Source organism: Streptomyces sp. GSL17-111, from assembly GCF_037911585.1.
Classification (GTDB): domain Bacteria; phylum Actinomycetota; class Actinomycetes; order Streptomycetales; family Streptomycetaceae; genus Streptomyces.
The window spans coordinates 391,455-408,986 of the sequence record NZ_JBAJNS010000001.1 but is presented as its reverse complement, the minus strand read 5'-3'; the positions used below and the strand labels follow the sequence as shown (position 1 = coordinate 408,986).

The following is a 17,532-nucleotide window of genomic DNA, read 5'->3' as shown; positions in this document are numbered from 1 at the left end:
CTCAGGGGCGGCCGCGCACCAGGGCCGCCAGCTCCCGAAGCCGTCCGCCCGGCAGCGTGGGGCGCAGCGGCGGCGAGTCCATGCCCTCCCCGCGCCGGAACGCCGCGAGGAACTCCGTCAGGGTCTCGGTGGCCGACGCCCCCGGCTCCCACTCCAGCTCCCGGCGGGCGCGCAGGGTGCTCATCAGTGGCAACCGCAGGAACGCGTCGAACAGGTAGGGCGAGGACGGCACCAGACGCAGCCGCCAGGCCAGGGACAACGCCGCCCGCAGGGGCGGCACGGGCACCCGCACCGGCCGCGCCGAGAGCAGCCCGGCCAGCACCCCGGCGTCCACCACCGGCTCGGCGGCCAGGTTGAACGCGCCGGACACCGGGCGCACGACGGCCCGCACGAACGCGTCGGCGGCGTCGGCGGTGTGCAGCACCTGGAACCGCAGCCCCGGCACCTCGGGGACGAGGGGCAGCAGCTCGGGCCGCACCAGCGCGTGCGGGACCACCGGGCCGCCGAACAGCCGCCGCTGCTCCATGGCGGACTCGCGCTTGAACATGAAAGCCGGCCGCATGCGCACGGTGCGGATGCCGGGGTGGTCGCGCTCGAAGGTGTCCAGCAGCCGCTCCACGTACGCCTTCTCGCGCGGATAGGCGGCCTCCGGCCAGCCGTGGGTGGGCCACGCCTCGTCGACCCGGGCCCCCGGATCGTCCGAGGGCCTGGGGGAGTAGACGCCGACCGAGGACGCGTAGACCAGCGCGGGCACGCCGGCCGCCGCCATAGCCCGCAGCAGCCGCTCGGTGCCCCGGACGTTCGTCTCCCATGTGACCTGGGGGGCGTGCGTGGGCTGGATCAGCCACGCGAGATGGACGACGACGTCGGCGCCCTGGAGGAGGCCGGTGAGTTCGGCCTCCGCCTCCGGCCGCCCGAGATCCGCCCGCGCCCACCGCGCGCCGCCGGGCAGCTCGCCCGGTTCCCGGCGGCTGATCCCCAGGACCGAGGCGACGCCCGGTTCCTCGGCGAGCCGTGCGAGCACGCTCGTTCCCACGTTGCCCGTGGCCCCCGTGACCACCACCCGGAGTCCGTCCGTCCCACTCACGCTGTCCCCTTCCGCCGCAGGAGCGGCCGGGTACCCGCCGGGGCCGGAGGGAAAACGGGCCCCTCATCCGTCCCGCCGCCCCACGCCGCCCCACGCCGCCGCTCTCCGCCGTGCCCCGCGCGTTTCCTCCTCCGGGTGCCGGGTACTGCGCACGCCAGAGCGAAAGGCGACCCATGCAGGAACCCGATCCCCGGCGTGACCGCGCCCCCGACCCCGAGCGCGAGGGCCTGCTCGGCCGCGTCTCGCCACGGACCGGCACCGAACCGCTGCGGGCCCGCAGCCCCCTTCGGCTGCGGCTGCTGCTCGGCCTGCTCTTCACCCCGCTGTTCATCGCCGGGGCCCTGCTCTTCTGGTCCTGGTCGGCGGCGTCCGGCCCGCAGGACGTGCCCACCGACGCCTCGCTGCGCACGGTGGCCATCGTCTTCAGCCTGCTGGCCCTCTTCTCGCTCGTCGACCTGCTGATCGTCCAGCGCAGGCTGCGCCGGGCGCGGCGGCGCGCCGCGCGGGAGCACCGGGGCGGCCGGGGCGACGCCTGAGCGCGGCGCGCCCGGCGCCTGCGCCACCCGTCCCCACCGGCGGCGCACAATGCGGACATGCGCGTGATCGGCCTGCTCAGCGGCACCTCGTGCGACGCGGTGGACGCCGCGCTCGCCGACCTGACCTGTGATCCGGGCGGCGAACTGACCCTGCGCCCCCGGGGCCTGCTCAGCGTCCCCTTCCCGCCGGACCTCCACGCGGAGCTGGCGTCCTGCCTCCCGCCCGCCGAGCCGACCTGGCGGCGGATCTGCCGGCTGGACGCCGCGCTGGGTCGCCTCTTCGGGGCCGCCGCCGCCCGGGCCGACACCGAACTGGCCGGCGGCACGGCGGAACTCGTCGTCTCCCACGGCCAGACCTGCTACCACCTGACGGAGGGCCCCCGGGCGCTCGGCACCCTGCAACTCGGCGCGCCCGCCTGGATCGCCGAGGCCACCGGCCTGCCCGTCGTCTCCGACCTGCGGACCCGCGACCTCGCCCTGGGCGGCCAGGGCGCCCCGCTCGCCGCCACGTTGGACGCCCTCCTCCTCCCGCACGACGGCCGTCCGGCCGCCCTCAACCTCGGCGGCATCGCCAACCTGAGCCTCCGGGACGGGGACGGGCAGGTGCTGGCCTACGACCTCGGCCCCGCCAACGCCCTGATCGACGCCGCAGCCCGCCACGTCAGCGGCGGTCGCGCGCGCCTGGACGACGGCGGGGCCCGCGCGGCGCGCGGCAGCGTCCGGCCGGAGCTGCTCGCCGCCCTCCTGGCCGATCCGTACTACCGGCTGCCGCCGCCCAAGTCGACGGGCCGCGAGCACTTCCACACCGCGTACCTGCTGCGGCACCTGCCCGAGCCGCCGCCCCCGGCCGACGACCTGCTGGCGACCGTCACCGAACTCACCGCGCGGCTGGTGGCCGACGCCTGCCGGACCCACGGCCTGACCGCGCTCACGGTCTCCGGGGGAGGGGTGCGCAACCCCGTCCTGATGGCGCGCATCCGCACGCTGACGCGGCCCCTGCCCGTCACCGACATCTCGCCGGCCGGTCTTCCGGCCCAGGCCAAGGAGGCGTACCTCTTCGCCCTGCTCGGCTTCCTGACGGTCCACGGCGTCCCCGGCAACACGCCCTCCGCCACCGGTGCCCGGGGCCCGGCGCTGCTCGGCTCGCTCACCCCCGGGGCCGGACCGCTCCGGCTTCCGCCACCCCTGCGCCACGCGCCCACGCGGCTGCGCGTCACGACGTCGGGGGAGTGAACCCCGGGGAGCCGGGTACGCGGCAGCGCAGTCCCCGACAAGATCGTTCACCAGGAGGTGCCATGTCGCACATCGAGGAATCCATCGAACTCGACGTCCCGGTCCGGGCCGCGTACAACCAGTGGACCCAGTTCGAGGACTTCCCGCACTTCATGGACGGCGTGGAACGGGTCGACCAGGTGACGGACGCGTCGACGCACTGGGTGACGAAGATCGCCGGTGTGGAGCGCGAGTTCGACGCCGACATCACCGAGCAGATCCCCGACGAACGGATCGCCTGGACGAGTGTCAGCGGCCCCAAGCAGGCCGGTGTTGTCACGTTCCACCACCTCGACGCCGACCGCTCCAAGGTGATGCTCCAGATGGAGTACGCCCCCGAGGCGTTCGCCGAGGCCGTGGGCGACACCCTCGGTCTGGTACGCCGCAAGACCAAGGGCGACCTGGAGCGCTTCAAGGCGTTCATCGAGAGCCGCGGCGCCGAGACGGGCGCCTGGCGCGGCGAGGTCTGACGCGTGTCGCGGCACGGCCGCCGCGCGCGCCGCGACACGGGAACGGGACCGGGCGGATGGGCCCGGTCCCGTTCCCGTGGGCCGTGCTCCTCCCATTGGCTCACGGTCAGGGCCGGAGCACCACCTTCACCGCACCGTCCTCCTTCTTCTGGAACATCTCGTAGGCCTCGGGGGCGCGGTCGAGCGGCAGGTGGTGGGTGGCGAAGTCGTCCACGCCCAGGGGATCGCCGTCCTCCAGCAGCGGCATGATCTCGGGGATCCACCGCTTGACGTTGGCCTGCCCCATCCGCAGCTGGACCTGCTTGTCGAACAGGACGAGCATCGGCACCGGGTCCGTCATCCCGCCGTAGACGCCGGACAGGGAGACGGTGCCCCCGCGCCGCACCATGTCGATGGCGAGGTAGAGCGCGCCCAGCCGGTCCACGCCCGCCTTCTGCACCAGCTTGCCCGCCCACTTCTGCGGCAGGAAGCCGGTCATGTCCTGCATGGCCTTCGCGGCACCGGACCCCGCTCCGCCGTGCGCCTCCATGCCGACGGCGTCGATCACCGCGTCCGGCCCGCGCCCCCCGGTCATCTCCCGGACGGCGTCGGCCACCCCCTGCCGGTCGTCGAAGTCGTTCAGGTCGACCGTCTCCACCCCGCGCGCCCTGGCGCGCTCCAGCCGTTCGGGCACCAGGTCCACTCCGATGACCTGCGCGGCGCCCTGGTGCGCGGCGACGCGGCAGCTCATGTCGCCGATCGGCCCGAGCCCCAGCACCGCAACACTGCCGCCCTCGGGCACGTCCGCGTAGGTCACGGCCTGCCAGGCCGTCGGCAGCACGTCGGAGAGGAACAGGTACCGGTCGTCCGGCGGCCCGTCGGGGATCTTCACCGGCCCGTACTGCGCCTGCGGCACCCGCAGGTACTCGGCCTGCGCGCCGGGCACCGCGCCGTAGAGGTTGGTGTAACCGAACAGGGCCGCGCCCATCTTCTGGTCCCTGACCTGCGTCGTCTCGCACTGGGTCTGGAGCCCCTGGTCGCACATGAAGCAGTTCCCGCAGGCGATCTGGAACGGCACGACCACGCGGTCGCCCGGTGTCAGCCCGCTCACGCCGTTGCCGACCTCCTCGACGACGCCCATCGGTTCGTGGCCGAGGATGTCGCCGGGGTTCATGAGGGGGCCGAGCACCTCGTACAGGTGCAGGTCCGAGCCGCACAGGCCGCTGGACGTGATCCGCACGATCGCGTCCGTCGGCCTGACCAGTTCGGGATCGGGCACGCGTTCCACCCGCACGTCGCGCTTGCCGTGCCACACGAGGGCCTTCACGCCGCTCACCTCCGTCGTCGGCGGGTCTTCCCGGAAGTCTCCGGAAGCGGTCCGGGTACCCGGCCACCACCGGGCCAGTCGTCCGCGCCCGGCACGGCTGACCGGTGGTTTTCCCGCCCGGCTCAGGGGTACGCGACCGGCGGCGCACCCCGACCCCGCACGGGAGGGAGACCGGTGATGACCGAGCCGAACGACCCCGGACGCCACCCCGAGGAGGAGGGCATCCCCGACCTCCAGGACGGTTCGCCGGAGGCCCGGCGGGCCGAGGATCCGCAGCGGATGCCGGTGCCCGGTGAACGGCCGGTGGCCGCCGAGAGCCACGGAACCACGTTCGCCGAGCAACGCGAGGGCGAGTCGCTGGACGACCGGCTCGCGCAGGAGGTGCCGGACGTCGGTGAGGAGGACGGTGCCGCCGGCCCGCCGGACCCCGAGGCGGGCCGCCTCGACGACGCGTCGTCGCCGGGCCGTCCCTCCGGCGACCACGTCGTCGGCGAGGTCGGCGACGAGGCGACGCCCGCGGCGGGCCTGTCGGCGGAGGAGTCCGCCGTGCACGTCGAGCCGCTCGACGAGGCCGACGCGCCGCCCCCCGACCCTGAGGAGAACCCGGCCGACGACGAGGACCGCCCGCCGGGCTAGACGGGACGGGCGGGCGCCACGGCGCCGTTGGCCGCTGACATGGAACCCGGCGCACGCGGGTACCGACGGGCGGCATGTTCGTTGACGTTCTGCTGACGGTCGTCGGTGTCCTCGCCCTCGTCGTGGCCGCCTTCTCGGCCGTGGTCCGACGGCTGCCGCTGTCGGGACCGCTGCTGGCTCTGCTCGCGGGGGTGCTGCTCGGGCCGGCCCTGTTCGGCGTGCTGGACGTGCCCACGGTGTTCGACGGGCACCGGGAGCTGCACGAGGCGACCCGCCTCCTGCTGGCGGTGTCGGTGATGGCCGTGGCCCTGCGCTACCCGATCGCCGCCGTCCGCTCACGGGTCCGGCCCGTGATGCTGCTTCTCGTGGTCGCGATGCCGGTCATGGCCCTCTCCACCGCCGGAGTGGCCGCCGCCACCCTCGGTGTCGGCCTCGGCGCCGCCGCGTTGCTGGGCGCCGCGCTGTGTCCGACGGACCCGGTGCTGGCCTCCAGCGCCGTCACCGGGGAGCCCGCCGAACGCGACATCCCCGCGCGCACCCGGCAGCTCCTCTCCCTGGAGTCGGGCAGCAACGACGGGCTGGCCCTGCCCCTCGTCCTGGCCGCCGTGGCCGTCGCCGGACCGTTGTCCGGGCCCGAAGCGCTGCTCACGAGTGTGTGGCAGGTCGTCGGTGCGGTGGCCCTGGGCGGGGTGGTGGGGTGGGTGGCCGGGCGCACCCTGCGACGGGAGTCGGCGGCCGGAGCGACCGAGCCGGGCCCCCTGCTGGTCTTCACCCTGCTGCTCGCCCTCTTCGTGCTCGGGGTCTCCGGGCTCCTCCACGTGGACGACGTCCTGGCCGTCTTCGTGAGCGGCCTGGCCTTCAACGCCGCCGGCTCCGTGCAGGAGCGGTCGGACGAGAACCAGGTCGACGAGGCGGTGAACCGCTTCGTGGTCCTGCCCCTCTTCGTGGTCCTCGGCGCGATGCTGCCGTGGTCGCAGTGGGCCGAGTTCGGCTGGCGCGGTCCGCTGTTCCTGGTCGGGGTGCTGGTCCTGCGGCGGCTGCCCGTCCTGCTGCTGCTCGGCCGGTTCCTCCGGGTGCGTCGCCGGGACGCGCTGTTCCTCGGCTGGTTCGGGCCGGTCGGGGTGTCGGCCCTGCTCTACCTCACCCTGGAGGCCCACCGCCTCGGTGTCGATCCCACCGTGCTGGCCGCCGGGACGCTCGCCGTCGCCGGGAGCACGGTGGCGCACGGGCTGACGTCCTCGCCGGGTCGGGTGTGGTACGCGAAAGCGGCACGGCACGGAGCCGACCGCCCGGCGAGGTCCGACGGCCGGGCGGCGGGATCCGGCCCCTGACCTCGCCGGGTCGGGTGCGGCTCGTCAGGTTCGCGCCGCGGCGCGGCCGTCGCTCAGATGCGGACGCCGTGGTGACGCAGGTAGGCCACGGGGTCGATGTCGGAACCGTAGCCGGAGCCGGTGCGTATCTCGAAGTGCAGGTGCGGGCCGGTGGAGTTGCCGGTGTTCCCGGACCGGCCGACGCTCTGCCCGGCGTCGACCCGCTGGCCCGCCCGCACGGTGAGGGCGGACAGGTGCGCGTACTGGCTGAAGCGGCCGTCGTCGTGCTTGAGGACCACCTGGTAGCCGTAGGCGCCGGCCCAGCCCGCCGAGACCACGGTCGCCCGGGTCACGGCCTTCACGGACGTGCCCGTGGGCACCGGGAAGTCCACCCCGGTGTGGTAGCCGGACGACCAGGAACTGCCCGTCACGCGATAGGCGGTGCCCGGCGAGGCACCCGGCAGGGGGGAGCTGTACGCGGCCCGGGCCGACCGCTTCGGGGCCTGGCGGGAAGCGTCCGCGTCCTCCTTCTGCCTGGCCTTCTCGGGCTTCTCAGTCTTCTCGGCAGCGGGCTTCTCCGCCGTCGCCTGCTCCTGGCGGGGTGCCTCCGGCTTCTTCTCCCGCTTCTCCTGCTTGTCCTGCTCGGCCGCGGCCTCCTTCTGCGGAGCTTTCTTCTGCGCGGCGTCCTTCTGAGGGGCGTCCGACCGCGACGACTCCGGCCGCTTCGGGCCGGAGTCCGGCGTCCCGGGCGGCGCGGGGTTCAGATGCAGGCGCTGCCCGGGGAGGATGAGGTCCGGGTCGCCGCCGACCGTCTCCCGGTTGCGCTCGTACAGTTGCGGCCAGCCGCCCCGGACCCCGTGGTCGGCGGCGATCGAGGACAGGGTCTCGCCCTGGACGACGGCGTGCGTCTCGTTGCCCCGCTGGTGCTCCTGCCCGCCCGGGTCCTCCGTGCGCCGCTGCTCGGGAAGCCGCTGAACCACCGAGCGCTCGGTGAGCGCCTCCCGTTGCGACTGGGGGCGCGGGGCGGACCGCGTGGCCCGGTCCTCGGCCATCTCGCGGGTGAGTCCGGCCTCGTCGGAACACGTGGGCCAGGCGCCGGGGCCCTGCCCGGCGAGCACCTTCTCGGCCACCGCGATCTGTTCTTCCTTGGACGCCTGGTCCGCGCGCTCCGCGTACCGTGCGCCGCCGAAGGCGAGCCAGGTCGACTGCGCGAACTGGAGCCCGCCGAAGTACCCGTTGCCGGTGTTGACGTTCCATCGGCCGCTGCTCTCGCAGGCGGCGACCTTCTCCCAGGTGTCCACGGGGGCGGCCTGGACGTGGCTGACGCCGATGAGCGGAAGGGCGATGCCCGCGCCCCCGGCGGTCACGGTGAGCGAGGCACGGGACACCGGACTGGGCCGGTGCCGACGGTGGCGACCACGCGGTGCCATGGGTTCCCTCCCCTACCTGCTGCACGGACTCCAACGTTTCCCGTCGGGACGGGAGTTGACGAGCGCGTCAAACGTAGAGCGGGTCGGCCGGACCCGGCAAGCGCTTCCGGATTATTCCCCGGTCCGGCCACCCGCGCCATGGGCCGTCACATGCCGCTCGGCGGCGCGGTCCGCCGTCGCGGCGTCGGCGTACACCTCGCAGACCAGACGGCGGTCCTCGGTGAAGTCGTGCTCGAGTTCGTACAGGTTCACCTCCCTCCCGTCCGCCAGCAGGAAGGCGTGCTCGTAGACCGAGCAGAACGCGTTCGGCCCCGCCGGGCCGAACGGCTGCGGCACCCGGGAGATCTGATGACGGGTCGCCGTCCTCAGCAGGTCCAGCGTCCGCGCGCCGGGGCGGTCGGGGTTGACGGCCCGGCGCAGCAGCCGCCGGGCGTGGTCGGCCGAGTCGCGCTCGGTGTAGCTGTGCTGCCCCCTGCGGGGAGCGGGCAGGCAGAACCGGGACCTTTCGACGCGGGCCGGTGTCCGCGCGGCGTCCCCCGCCCCGGCGGGCGCGTCGGGCAGGGCACCGCCCATGCGCTGGTGCACGCGGCTCTCCGCCTCCTGGAGGGCGGCGAAGTCCGGGTACACCTCACACGTCACCTGCCCTTCCGCCTCGGTGTCGTGGCGCAGTTCCCACAGCACCAGGACGCTGTGGTCGGCGAAGGTGAAGGTGTACTGGTAGGTCGAACAGCGCAGCGCGGGAGGCGGGTTCCTGTGCTGGCGGAACGACCGGAGCTGAACGTCGCACCGGACGGCCGTGGCCAGCCGGTCGGTCAGCGGTTCGCTGATCTCGAAGGGGTTGCGTGCGCGGGCTATGAGCAGGGCCAGGTGGTCGCCCGGCGCCGGCCCGCCCGGGCGCCGCGCCGTGTCGTTCATCGGGTGCCTCCACGTGAGCAGGAGCGGAATCTCCCCGTCCACCCGTTGAATACCCAAAGTAGCGGCTGCCCGTCACCTGGTGCGCATATTGGCTGACATGTGCGGTTCGCGTGGCTCATGTGAGCTGTTTCATCGCTCCGCAGCCCGCGTTCCGTCACGTTGAGTCAACGTCCCCGTTCGCCTTTCCGCCCAGCCGGGGAGACGCCGGTGCGCGCCGGAGCCCCTCACCGCGCACCGGTCGGCACGCACGTCGCCCCCGGCGCGGGCGTCAGGGATTCTTCGACGCGGCCCCGCCCCGGACGCTCAGCGAGGCCAGCAACTCCTCGGTGGCCGCCGTCACCTCGTCCACGGCACGCTCGAACGCCGCCGCGTTGTGCGCGGCGGGATGACGGAAGCCGGACACCTTGCGGACGTACTGCAGCGCGGCGGCACGCACGTCGTCCTCCGTGACCGCCTCGGTGTACGGGGGGCGCAGCGTCTTGATGCTTCGGCACATACCTCGACGGTACGCCGCCGGTCGGACACCCGGGGCCCGATGGCCCGGGTGTCCGACCGGCGCGGCTCAGCGCGTCAGGTGCGCCGGCTGGTGCGTGACCGACTCGATCTCGTGGCCGGCCTTGGCCAGGAGCTGGTGGGAGAGGTCCCGCAGGGCCCGGGCCGCCGCGATCTCCTCACCGACCCGCTGCTGGGCCGGGTCCGAGGGGTAGCGGTCGGCACGGCCGTGGGCCTTCAGCTCCGTGCCGTCCTGCAGCCGCATCAGGCAGGACGCCCGCGTCTTGTCGCCGTCCTCCCAGAACTCCATCTCGACATTCATGCCGACGATCGTCTCCATGGCACTCACCTCTCACCGTGGCTTCTTCCAGGGTGCCCCCACCGCGTGCGGGAAGCGACTTCGCGGCGGACTCGGGCGTCCCGGTCGCCGCGCTCAGCCCAGGTCGACGCCCGGGTACAGCGGGTGCTTGCCGAGCAGGTCGGCGGAGCGGCTGCGGACCTCATCGGCGACGCCGTCTGCCAGCACGTGGCGGGCCTTGGACGGCGCGCCGGAGGGGGTGGTGCCCGCCGTCGTGCGGCTCAGCACGGTGTGCGTCAGGTCGGCCACCTCGTCCATCTCCGCCGCCCCGAAGCCGCGTGTCGTCAGCGCCGGTGTGCCCATCCGCACGCCGGAGGTGTACCAGGCCCCGTTGGGGTCCTGCGGGATCGCGTTGCGGTTGGTGACGATGCCGGCGTCCAGCAGGGCCGCCTCGGCCTGCCGGCCGCTCAGCCCGTACCCGGAGACGTCGAGCAGCACCAGGTGGTTGTCGGTGCCGCCGGTGACCAGCCGGCCGCCCCGCCTGCGCAGGCCCTCGGCCAGGGTCCGGGCGTTGTCCACGACGCGCTGGGCGTAGTCGCGGAACTCCGGCCGCCGCGCCTCGGCGAGTGCGACCGCCTTGGCGGCCATGACGTGCGGCAGCGGACCGCCCAGCACCATCGGGCAGCCCCGGTCGACCTGCTCGGCCAGGGAGTCGTCGCACAGCACCATGCCGCCGCGCGGCCCGCGCAGCGACTTGTGGGTCGTGGTGGTGACGACGGCGGCGTGCGGCACCGGGTCGAAGTCGCCGGTGAGGACCTTGCCCGCGACGAGTCCGGCGAAGTGCGCCATGTCCACCATGAGGGTCGCCCCGACCTCGTCGGCGATCTCCCGCATCAGGCGGAAGTTCACCAGCCGGGGGTAGGCGGAGTACCCGGCGATGAGGACGAGTGGACGGAACTCCCGCGCGGCGGCGGCCACGGCGTCGTAGTCCAGCAGGCCGGTCGCCGGGTCGGTCCCGTAGCTGCGCTGCTCGAACATCTTGCCCGAGATGTTGGGCCGGAAGCCGTGGGTGAGGTGGCCGCCGGCGTCCAGCGACATCCCGAGCATCCGCTGGTTGCCCAGCGCGCGCCGCAGCCGCCCCCAGTCCTCCTCGCTCAGGTCGTTCACGTGGCCCGCCCCGGCCTCGGCCAGCGCCGGCACCTCGACCCGCCGGGCGAGCACGGACCAGAAGGCCACGAGGTTGGCGTCGATGCCGGAGTGCGGCTGGACGTAGGCGTGCCGGGCGCCGAACAGCTCCCGGGCGTGCTCGGCGGCCAGCGCCTCGACGGTGTCCACGTTGCGGCAGCCCGCGTAGAAGCGGCGCCCGACGGTGCCCTCGGCGTACTTGTCGCTGAACCAGTTCCCCATGGTGAGCAGGACGGCGGGCGAGGCGTAGTTCTCGCTCGCGATGAGCTTCAACGAGGCGCGCTGGTCGGTGATCTCGGCACCGATCGCGTCGGCGACCCGGGGTTCGACGCCCCGGATGACCTCCAGCGCGCTGCGGTAGGCGACGGACTCCGGCGTCGGCCGGGCGGCGTGGGAGCCGTCGGACGGGGTGGGGTGCGCGGTCGGCTGGGCCACGGGGACCTCCTGGAGGCGGCGGGGTGTGCTCCGGTGGCCCAGGCGCGCGGCGGTGCATCGTCGTCGATGGAGCCGCTCCCCAATGGTCAGTCCCATTTTCTCGCGCCAGTCACGACTCGCCGCGAGGGTATCAAGACGGCGGCCGCGAGCGAGGTGCCGAACAGGGCCAGCCCGACGCGTCTCCTCCCGCTCGTCCCACTCGGTGGCGGCCGGGAGGACGACGTCGGCGGCGAAGCCGTGCACCCAGGCCCGCAGATCCCGCTGCTCCTCGGTCAGGTCCGGGGAGAACCCGCTCATGGCCGTGTCTGTTCCGGTCGGTGTGGGGCGCTCACGCCTTGGGGATGTCGAAGAGGCGGGTGAGCCCGGTGGCCATGCCCACGTCCCCGGCGACCTTGAGCCTGCGCGCCATGAACATCGTCGCGGGGGAGCCGTTGCCCGAGACGGGCTTCAGGAACTCCGCGTCGCCCATCACCAGGCTGACCCGGGGCTCGGCCTCGCCGCGCCCCTCGCGCACCGTGCGGGTGCCGTCCTCGATGACCGTCTCGTAGACGGCGTCGCTCTCGCCGGTGATCTTCCACCGGATGAGGGCGCGGAGGGAGCCGGCGCTCTCGGGGCGGAACTGCCGCTCCATGCGGGCGAAGACCGCGCCGAGGACGCGGGTGCGGAACTCACCCGTCATCATCGCGTCGATCTCCTTGCCGGAGAGCCCCTTCACCAGCCGGGAGAACTCCGGTGGGGAGATGTTCGCGAAGTCCAGTGCGGCCAGATCGTCACGCGATGCCGCCATGAGCCGTCCTTACTAAAGAGTAAGTTTACTTATGAGTAAGATTGGCGAGGGGGTGAGTAGGCTGGCAAGGGTGACGGAGAAACGCAGGCGCCGGGTCCCCCGGCAGGTCCGGGAACAGCAGATGATCGACGTGGCCATCCGGGTGTTCGCCAAACGCGGTTACCACGCCGCCTCGGTGGACGAGATCGCCGACCTCGCCGGGGTCTCGAAGCCGATGGTCTACCTCTACCTGGACTCCAAGGAGAACCTCTTCGTCGCCTGCGTGCGGCGGGAGGCCCAGCGCCTGGCCGGGGCCTTCCAGCACGCGGCCCGCGAGAAGGCGAGCCCCGACGAGCGGCTGCGGGCCGGGCTGGCCGCCTTCTTCGGCTTCGTGCACGAGCACCGGGACAGCTGGGTCGTCCTGCACCGCCAGGCGTCCGAGCTCTCCGAGCGGATCGCCGCCGAGGTCTCCGCCGCCCGGCGGATGGTGATGGCCGAGGTGGCCGGGCTGGTCCGGGACGGCATCGCCGAGAGCCCGAACCCGGCCCGGCTCGGCGAGGACGACGCCGACTTCGTGGCGCACGCGCTGGTGGGCGCCGCCGACTCGCTCACCGACTGGCTGGAGAACCACCCCGACGAGTCCCCCGAGCGCGTCACGCTGCGGCTGATGAACATGGCCTGGGTCGGCATGCGCAACGTGCTCGGGGGAGAGGTGTGGGCGCCCCCCGCGTCAGCGAAGCGGTGAGACGCGGCCACGCAGGTGCTCCCGCGTGCCGTCCGCCGAGCGCACCGCGAAGGCGTGGCCGTCCCCGTGCGCGGCGGCGCTGAAGTCGGCCTCGGCGGGCAGCAGGACGGGGGAGCGGAAGTCCACGGTGACGCGGCAGGCGTCCGGCAGGACGTCGGCGAGCGCCGCCAGGGCCCGCGCCTTGGTCCACATGCCGTGCGCGACGGCCCGGGGAAAGCCGAGCAGGCGGGCCGTCAGCGGATACAGATGGATGGGGTTGCGGTCGCCGGAGACGGCGGCGTACGCACGGCCGGTCGCGGCGGGCAGCCGCCAGCGCTCGGTGCGGTCGGGACGTTCGACGCCCGGCGGCGCCTCACCCGGCGCCTCCCCGGTCGGCCGTCCGCGCCGCAGGTAGGTACTGGTCGAGCGCCACACCACGGCGGAGCCGTCCGAAGCCTCGGCGAGCATCCGGAACGCCGCCCCCCTGGGGTGGCGGACGCGGTCGCCGGTGCGCACCCGGTAGGTGAGCGCCTCCCCGGGGGCGAGCGGACGCGCGCACTCGACCTCGTTGGCGAGGTGCACCAGACCGAGCAGCGGGTACGGGAAGTCCCGCGCGGCCATCAGCTCCATGGCGAGGGGGAAGGCCACCAGGTGGGGGTAGGTCGGTGGCAGTGGCCCGCCCGTGGGAAAGCCGCACACCTCCGCGTACCGGCGCACCCGCGCGTCGTCCGCCCGGGCGGTCACCACCAGTTCCCGGCGGGGCAGCGGGCCGTCCCCGCCGCTCTTGGGCAGCACGGCACGGGCGTAGAGCGGCACCAGCGCGGGCACCGTGCGCAGTTCGCGGGTCGTCAGCGGGGATCGGGAGGCGGAGGTCACGGCGCTCACGCTCCCAGCAGGGCCTGGCCGCACACGCGCAGCACCTGCCCGTTGACCCCGGCGCTGCCGGGGGAGGCGAGGAACGCGACGGCCTCGGCCACGTCCACCGGCTGCCCGCCCTGCGCCAGGCTGTTCATGCGGCGCCCCGCCTCCCGGATGAGCAGGGGCACGGCCGCCGTCATCCGTGTCTCGATGAAGCCGGGCGCGACGGCGTTGACCGTGATCCCGCGGTCGGCCGTGAGCGGTGCCAGTGCCTGCACCAGCCCGATCAGCCCGGCCTTGCTCGCCGCGTAGTTGGTCTGCCCGACGTTCCCGGCGATACCGGAGATGGACGACGTGCACACGACCCGCCCGCCGTCCCGCAGCACCGGGGCCTCCCCGGCCAGCAGCTCCTCCGTCATCCGCTCCACCGAGGTCAGGTTGACGGCCATGACGGCGTTCCAGCGGTCGGCGTCCATGCGGCCGAGCGTCCGGTCGCGGGTGATGCCCGCGTTGTGCACGACGACGTCCACCCCGCCGTGCTCCGCGCGCAGACGGGCCGCCAGGGTGCCCGGCGCCTCCGGCGCGGTGACGTCGAGTTCCAGCGCGCCGCCGCCGCACCGGGCGGCCACGGCGCGCAGCGCCCCGCTCTGTCCTGGGACGTCCAGGCAGACGACGTGGGCTCCGTCGCGGGCGAGCGTTTCGGCCACGACCGCGCCGATGCCGCGCGAGGCCCCCGTCACCAGGGCCACCCGCCCGGCGAGCGGCCGCTCCCAGTCGCCCGGGACGGGTGCGCCGCCCGCCTCCTCGATCAGGAGCACCTGCCCGGAGACGTACGCCGAGCGCGGGGAGAGCGCGAAGCGCAGGGTGGACTCCACGGCGTCCTCGGCCCCCGGCGCGACGTGCAGCAGGTGAGCGGTCGCGCCGCGCCGCAGCTCCTTGCCCGCCGAGCGCACGAAGCCCTCCAGGGCGCGCTGGGCCGCCGCGGCGCCCGGCGAACCGGCCCGCTCCGGGGGCGTCCCGACGACGACGAGCCGTCCGCACGGGGCGAGCGAGCGGACGCGCGGGTGGAAGAAGGCGTGCAGGGCCGCCAGGTCGGCGCTCGCGCTGATGCCGGTGGCGTCGAAGAGGAGCGCGCCGGGCGGGCCGCCGTGCTCCGCCGTCGGGTCGAGCACGGGGACACCGATCGCGTCCAGCACCTTCCGCAGCGGCTGCCGGGCCCGCCCGCCGTCGGCGCCCCCGAGGACGACGGGCCCGACGGCGACGGGAGCGCCCGGCTCGTGCCGCCGCAGGACCTCCGGACGCGGCAGCCCGAGCCGGCGGGCGACGAACGCCCCCGGCCCGGAGGCGGTCAGCCGCTGGTAGCGGTCGGCCATGGATTTTCTCCTTACGCGCGAGTAAGTTTACCCAAGAGTAAGAACCGCGTTCCCGGATCACAAGGAGAACCGTCCATGACATCTCCCGGACGCCGTGTCGCCGTCGTCGGAGGCAACCGCATCCCCTTCGCCCGGGCGGACGGGCCCTACGCCACCGCGAGCAACCAGGACATGCTCGGCGCCGCGCTCGCCGGGCTGGTGGACCGGTTCGGCCTGCACGGCGAGGTGCTCGGGGAGTTCGTGGCCGGGGCCGTCCTCAAGCACGCCCGCGACTTCAACCTCGCCCGGGAGGTCGTCCTCGGCTCCCCGCTGGACCCCCGCACACCCGCCTACGACGTCCAACAGGCCTGCGGGACGGGGCTGGAGGCCGTCATCCTCGTCGCCAACAAGATCGCGCTCGGCCAGATCGAGTGCGGGGTCTGCGGGCGGCGTCGACACGGCGAGCGACGCGCCCCCCCGGCCGGGCCCGCCAAGCCCGTTTCCATCCCCACCAGACCCCGCGAACAGGAGCCGTCCATGGGAGTACGCAAGGACCTGAAAGCAGCGAGCGGCCGCCGCGACCTGGCCACCCGGGTGTCGGTCGACGTCATCCGCGAGGGGGGCGTCGTGCGGGAGGCGCGCACGTCCCCCTTCGCCACCGCGCCGGCCGCCGGGAGCACGGCCGACATCCCCTTCACCAACGCCCGTGAGGCGCCCGACGCCGTCGTGGTCAAGCGCAGGCGGGGGGAGACCTGGCACCCTGTCACCGCCGCCGAGTTCGCCCGGGAGGTGACCGGCGTGGCCAAGGGGCTCGTCGCGGCCGGACTGCGCCCCGGCGACCGGATCGCGGTCATGTCCCGGACCCGTTACGAGTGGGCCCTCCTCGACTTCGCGATCTGGGCGGCCGGCGGGCAGAGCGTGCCCGTCTACGCGACCTCCTCCGCGCACCAGGTCGCCTGGATCCTGGAGGACTCCGGCGCCCGGTTCGCCGTCGTGGAGAACGCCGAGAACCAGGAGACCGTCCTGGCGGCCGCCCGCTCGTTCGGCGGCGACCCGCGCGTGTGGCGGTTCGACGCGGGGGCGGTCGCCGAACTCACCGAGGCCGGCCGGGACGTCCCCGACGACGCCGTCACCGAGCGCCGGGCCGCCCTGACCACCGACACGGTCGCCACCGTGTGCTACACCTCCGGCACCACGGGCCGTCCCAAGGGGTGCGTCCTCACCCACGGCAACCTGCACGCCGAGGCGAACAACACCGTCCAGCTCCTGCATCCGGTCTTCCAGGCCGTCACCGGCCAGACGGCGTCGACCCTGCTGTTCCTGCCGCTCGCCCACATCCTCGGCCGGGTCATCCAGATCGCCTGCATGACGGCGCGCATCGAGGTGGGCCACTGGCCGAGCATCAAGCCGGACGAACTGCGGCCCGAACTGCGCCGGTTCCGCCCCACGTTCGTCGTCGGCGTCCCCTACCTGTTCGAGAAGATCCATGACACCGGGCGGGCGACGGCCGAGCGGATGGGGCGCGGCTCCTCCTTCGACCGCGCCGACCGCGTCGCCGTGCGGTACGCCGAGGCGGTCATCGACGAGTTCCTCGGCCGGGGCAAGGGCCCCGGGCCCGGCCTCACCCTCGCCTGGGCGCTCTACGACCTGCTCGTCTACCGGCGCGTGCGCAGGGAACTGGGCGGCCGGCTGCGGTACGCGATCAGCGGCGGCTCACCCCTGGACCGCAACCTGAACCTCTTCTTCGCCGCCAGCCGCATCGTCGTCTACGAGGGCTACGGCCTCACCGAGACGACCGCCGCCGCCACCGTCATCCCGCCGCTCGGGCCGCGACCCGGCACCGTCGGCCAGCCCGTCCCCGGCACCAGCGTCCGCATCGCCGACGACGGCGAGGTGCTGATCAAGGGGAGCATCGTCTTCACGTCCTACTGGAACAACGAGGCCGCCACCCGCGAGGCCCTGGACGACGGCTGGTTTGCCACCGGGGACCTGGGCACCCTCGACGAGGACGGCTACCTCACCATCACCGGCCGCAAGAAGGACATCATCGTCACCGGCGGTGGCAAGAACGTCTCCCCGGCCGTGCTGGAGGACCGGCTGCGCAGCCGCCCGCCGGTGGCGCAGTGCGTGGTCGTCGGGGACAACCGGCCGTGCGTCGGCGCGCTCATCACCCTCGACCCCGAGGCCATGGAGCACTGGCTGGCCGTCCGCAAGCGGCCCCGGGACACCCCCTTCGCCGCCCTGCGCGAGGACCCCGATCTCCTCGCCGACGTCGGCAGAGCCGTGGACTACGCCAACGAGGCCGTCTCCCGGGCGGAGTCCATCCGCACCTTCCGGCTGGTGGAGGGCGAGTTCACCGAGGAGAACGGGCTGCTGACGCCGTCGCTGAAGGTCAAGCGGCAGGTCGTCCTCACCCGCTTCGCCGAGGAGGTCGACGCCCTCTACGCCTGAGCGCCGGAG

General features: G+C 74.1%; 17 protein-coding genes and 1 riboswitch. Of the genes, 7 read left to right on the top strand and 10 right to left on the bottom strand.

What is annotated here, in order from left to right:
• Position 1: 1 nt before the first annotated feature.
• Positions 2–1,087 (bottom strand): NAD-dependent epimerase/dehydratase family protein, encoded by a 1,086-nt coding sequence (locus tag V6D49_RS01910; RefSeq protein ID WP_340556511.1) that lies wholly within the window; start codon positions 1,085–1,087, stop codon positions 2–4.
• 173 nt (positions 1,088–1,260) lie between these two features.
• On the opposite strand from V6D49_RS01910, the gene V6D49_RS01905 reads away from it, so the two are divergent.
• The 3 genes from V6D49_RS01905 to V6D49_RS01895 all read left to right on the top strand — a co-directional run bounded on the left by V6D49_RS01905 (position 1,261) and on the right by V6D49_RS01895 (position 3,365).
• Positions 1,261–1,623 (top strand): DUF6343 family protein, encoded by a 363-nt coding sequence (locus V6D49_RS01905; protein WP_340556509.1) that lies wholly within the window; start codon positions 1,261–1,263, stop codon positions 1,621–1,623.
• Positions 1,624–1,680: 57 nt separating this feature from the next.
• Positions 1,681–2,856 carry an anhydro-N-acetylmuramic acid kinase gene (locus tag V6D49_RS01900; RefSeq protein ID WP_340556507.1) on the top strand — a complete coding sequence of 392 codons (1,176 nt, stop codon included), beginning with the start codon at positions 1,681–1,683 and terminating at the stop codon, positions 2,854–2,856.
• Positions 2,857–2,918: 62 nt separating this feature from the next.
• Complete coding sequence (locus V6D49_RS01895) at positions 2,919–3,365, top strand: SRPBCC family protein (protein WP_340556505.1); 447 nt, start codon at positions 2,919–2,921, stop codon at positions 3,363–3,365.
• A gap of 106 nt (positions 3,366–3,471) precedes the next feature.
• On the opposite strand, the gene V6D49_RS01890 is transcribed toward V6D49_RS01895, so the two are convergent.
• Positions 3,472–4,671 (bottom strand): zinc-dependent alcohol dehydrogenase, encoded by a 1,200-nt coding sequence (locus tag V6D49_RS01890; RefSeq protein ID WP_340556503.1) that lies wholly within the window; start codon positions 4,669–4,671, stop codon positions 3,472–3,474.
• A 177-nt stretch (positions 4,672–4,848) separates the two neighbouring features.
• Here V6D49_RS01890 and V6D49_RS01885 point away from each other — a divergent pair, with 177 nt between their 5' ends.
• A complete protein-coding gene (locus V6D49_RS01885) occupies positions 4,849–5,307 on the top strand; it encodes a hypothetical protein (protein WP_340556501.1) in 459 nt (152 codons plus the stop codon).
• A 74-nt stretch (positions 5,308–5,381) separates the two neighbouring features.
• Positions 5,382–6,638 carry a cation:proton antiporter domain-containing protein gene (locus V6D49_RS01880; protein WP_340556499.1) on the top strand — a complete coding sequence of 419 codons (1,257 nt, stop codon included), beginning with the start codon at positions 5,382–5,384 and terminating at the stop codon, positions 6,636–6,638.
• A gap of 53 nt (positions 6,639–6,691) precedes the next feature.
• Here V6D49_RS01880 and V6D49_RS01875 read toward each other — a convergent pair whose 3' ends face one another.
• The 6 genes from V6D49_RS01875 to V6D49_RS01850 form a co-directional block, all read right to left on the bottom strand.
• Positions 6,692–8,047: a transglycosylase family protein gene (locus tag V6D49_RS01875; RefSeq protein ID WP_340556497.1), complete on the bottom strand. Its 1,356-nt coding sequence runs from the start codon at positions 8,045–8,047 to the stop codon at positions 6,692–6,694.
• A 111-nt stretch (positions 8,048–8,158) separates the two neighbouring features.
• The gene (locus V6D49_RS01870; RefSeq protein WP_340556495.1) at positions 8,159–8,962 is read right to left on the bottom strand and encodes a DUF6227 family protein; all 804 of its coding nucleotides are present in this window, start codon (positions 8,960–8,962) and stop codon (positions 8,159–8,161) included.
• Positions 8,963–9,230: 268 nt separating this feature from the next.
• Complete coding sequence (locus tag V6D49_RS01865; protein WP_340556493.1) at positions 9,231–9,458, bottom strand: DUF2277 domain-containing protein; 228 nt, start codon at positions 9,456–9,458, stop codon at positions 9,231–9,233.
• Between the two features lie 66 nt (positions 9,459–9,524).
• A complete protein-coding gene (locus V6D49_RS01860; RefSeq protein WP_340556491.1) occupies positions 9,525–9,794 on the bottom strand; it encodes a DUF1876 domain-containing protein in 270 nt (89 codons plus the stop codon).
• 93 nt (positions 9,795–9,887) lie between these two features.
• Complete coding sequence (locus V6D49_RS01855) at positions 9,888–11,372, bottom strand: glycine hydroxymethyltransferase (protein WP_340556490.1); 1,485 nt, start codon at positions 11,370–11,372, stop codon at positions 9,888–9,890.
• 29 nt (positions 11,373–11,401) lie between these two features.
• Positions 11,402–11,495: riboswitch (ZMP/ZTP riboswitch) on the bottom strand.
• A 205-nt stretch (positions 11,496–11,700) separates the two neighbouring features.
• Complete coding sequence (locus V6D49_RS01850) at positions 11,701–12,159, bottom strand: SCP2 sterol-binding domain-containing protein (protein WP_340556488.1); 459 nt, start codon at positions 12,157–12,159, stop codon at positions 11,701–11,703.
• A gap of 70 nt (positions 12,160–12,229) precedes the next feature.
• Between V6D49_RS01850 and V6D49_RS01845 the strand changes: the two genes are divergently transcribed.
• Positions 12,230–12,883, top strand: coding sequence for a TetR/AcrR family transcriptional regulator (locus tag V6D49_RS01845; protein WP_340556487.1), 654 nt, complete (start codon positions 12,230–12,232; stop codon positions 12,881–12,883).
• Here the strand turns inward: V6D49_RS01845 and V6D49_RS01840 are convergent.
• Positions 12,869–13,738 carry a MaoC family dehydratase gene (locus V6D49_RS01840; RefSeq protein WP_340556486.1) on the bottom strand — a complete coding sequence of 290 codons (870 nt, stop codon included), beginning with the start codon at positions 13,736–13,738 and terminating at the stop codon, positions 12,869–12,871. The two genes, V6D49_RS01845 and V6D49_RS01840, sit on opposite strands and share 15 nt — an antisense overlap.
• Positions 13,739–13,743: 5 nt before the next feature.
• Entirely contained in the window at positions 13,744–15,093 is a 1,350-nt protein-coding gene (locus V6D49_RS01835) for a 3-oxoacyl-ACP reductase (RefSeq protein ID WP_340556485.1), read from the bottom strand.
• A 75-nt stretch (positions 15,094–15,168) separates the two neighbouring features.
• On the opposite strand from V6D49_RS01835, the gene V6D49_RS01830 reads away from it, so the two are divergent.
• Positions 15,169–17,523: an AMP-binding protein gene (locus V6D49_RS01830; RefSeq protein ID WP_340556484.1), complete on the top strand. Its 2,355-nt coding sequence runs from the start codon at positions 15,169–15,171 to the stop codon at positions 17,521–17,523.
• Positions 17,524–17,532 lie beyond the last annotated feature (9 nt).

Excerpts from the sequence above, each read along its gene's own strand:
- V6D49_RS01875 (WP_340556497.1), bottom strand. The coding sequence starts at position 8,047 with ATGGCACCGCGTGGTCGCCACCGTCGGCACCGGCCCAGTCCGGTGTCC.
- V6D49_RS01900 (WP_340556507.1), top strand. The coding sequence starts at position 1,681 with ATGCGCGTGATCGGCCTGCTCAGCGGCACCTCGTGCGACGCGGTGGAC.
- V6D49_RS01850 (WP_340556488.1), bottom strand. The coding sequence starts at position 12,159 with ATGGCGGCATCGCGTGACGATCTGGCCGCACTGGACTTCGCGAACATC.
- V6D49_RS01870 (WP_340556495.1), bottom strand. The coding sequence starts at position 8,962 with ATGAACGACACGGCGCGGCGCCCGGGCGGGCCGGCGCCGGGCGACCAC.
- V6D49_RS01865 (WP_340556493.1), bottom strand. The coding sequence starts at position 9,458 with ATGTGCCGAAGCATCAAGACGCTGCGCCCCCCGTACACCGAGGCGGTC.
- V6D49_RS01905 (WP_340556509.1), top strand. The coding sequence starts at position 1,261 with ATGCAGGAACCCGATCCCCGGCGTGACCGCGCCCCCGACCCCGAGCGC.
- V6D49_RS01885 (WP_340556501.1), top strand. The coding sequence starts at position 4,849 with ATGACCGAGCCGAACGACCCCGGACGCCACCCCGAGGAGGAGGGCATC.
- V6D49_RS01835 (WP_340556485.1), bottom strand. The coding sequence starts at position 15,093 with ATGGCCGACCGCTACCAGCGGCTGACCGCCTCCGGGCCGGGGGCGTTC.
- V6D49_RS01830 (WP_340556484.1), top strand. The coding sequence starts at position 15,169 with ATGACATCTCCCGGACGCCGTGTCGCCGTCGTCGGAGGCAACCGCATC.
- V6D49_RS01880 (WP_340556499.1), top strand. The coding sequence starts at position 5,382 with ATGTTCGTTGACGTTCTGCTGACGGTCGTCGGTGTCCTCGCCCTCGTC.
- V6D49_RS01895 (WP_340556505.1), top strand. The coding sequence starts at position 2,919 with ATGTCGCACATCGAGGAATCCATCGAACTCGACGTCCCGGTCCGGGCC.
- V6D49_RS01860 (WP_340556491.1), bottom strand. The coding sequence starts at position 9,794 with ATGGAGACGATCGTCGGCATGAATGTCGAGATGGAGTTCTGGGAGGAC.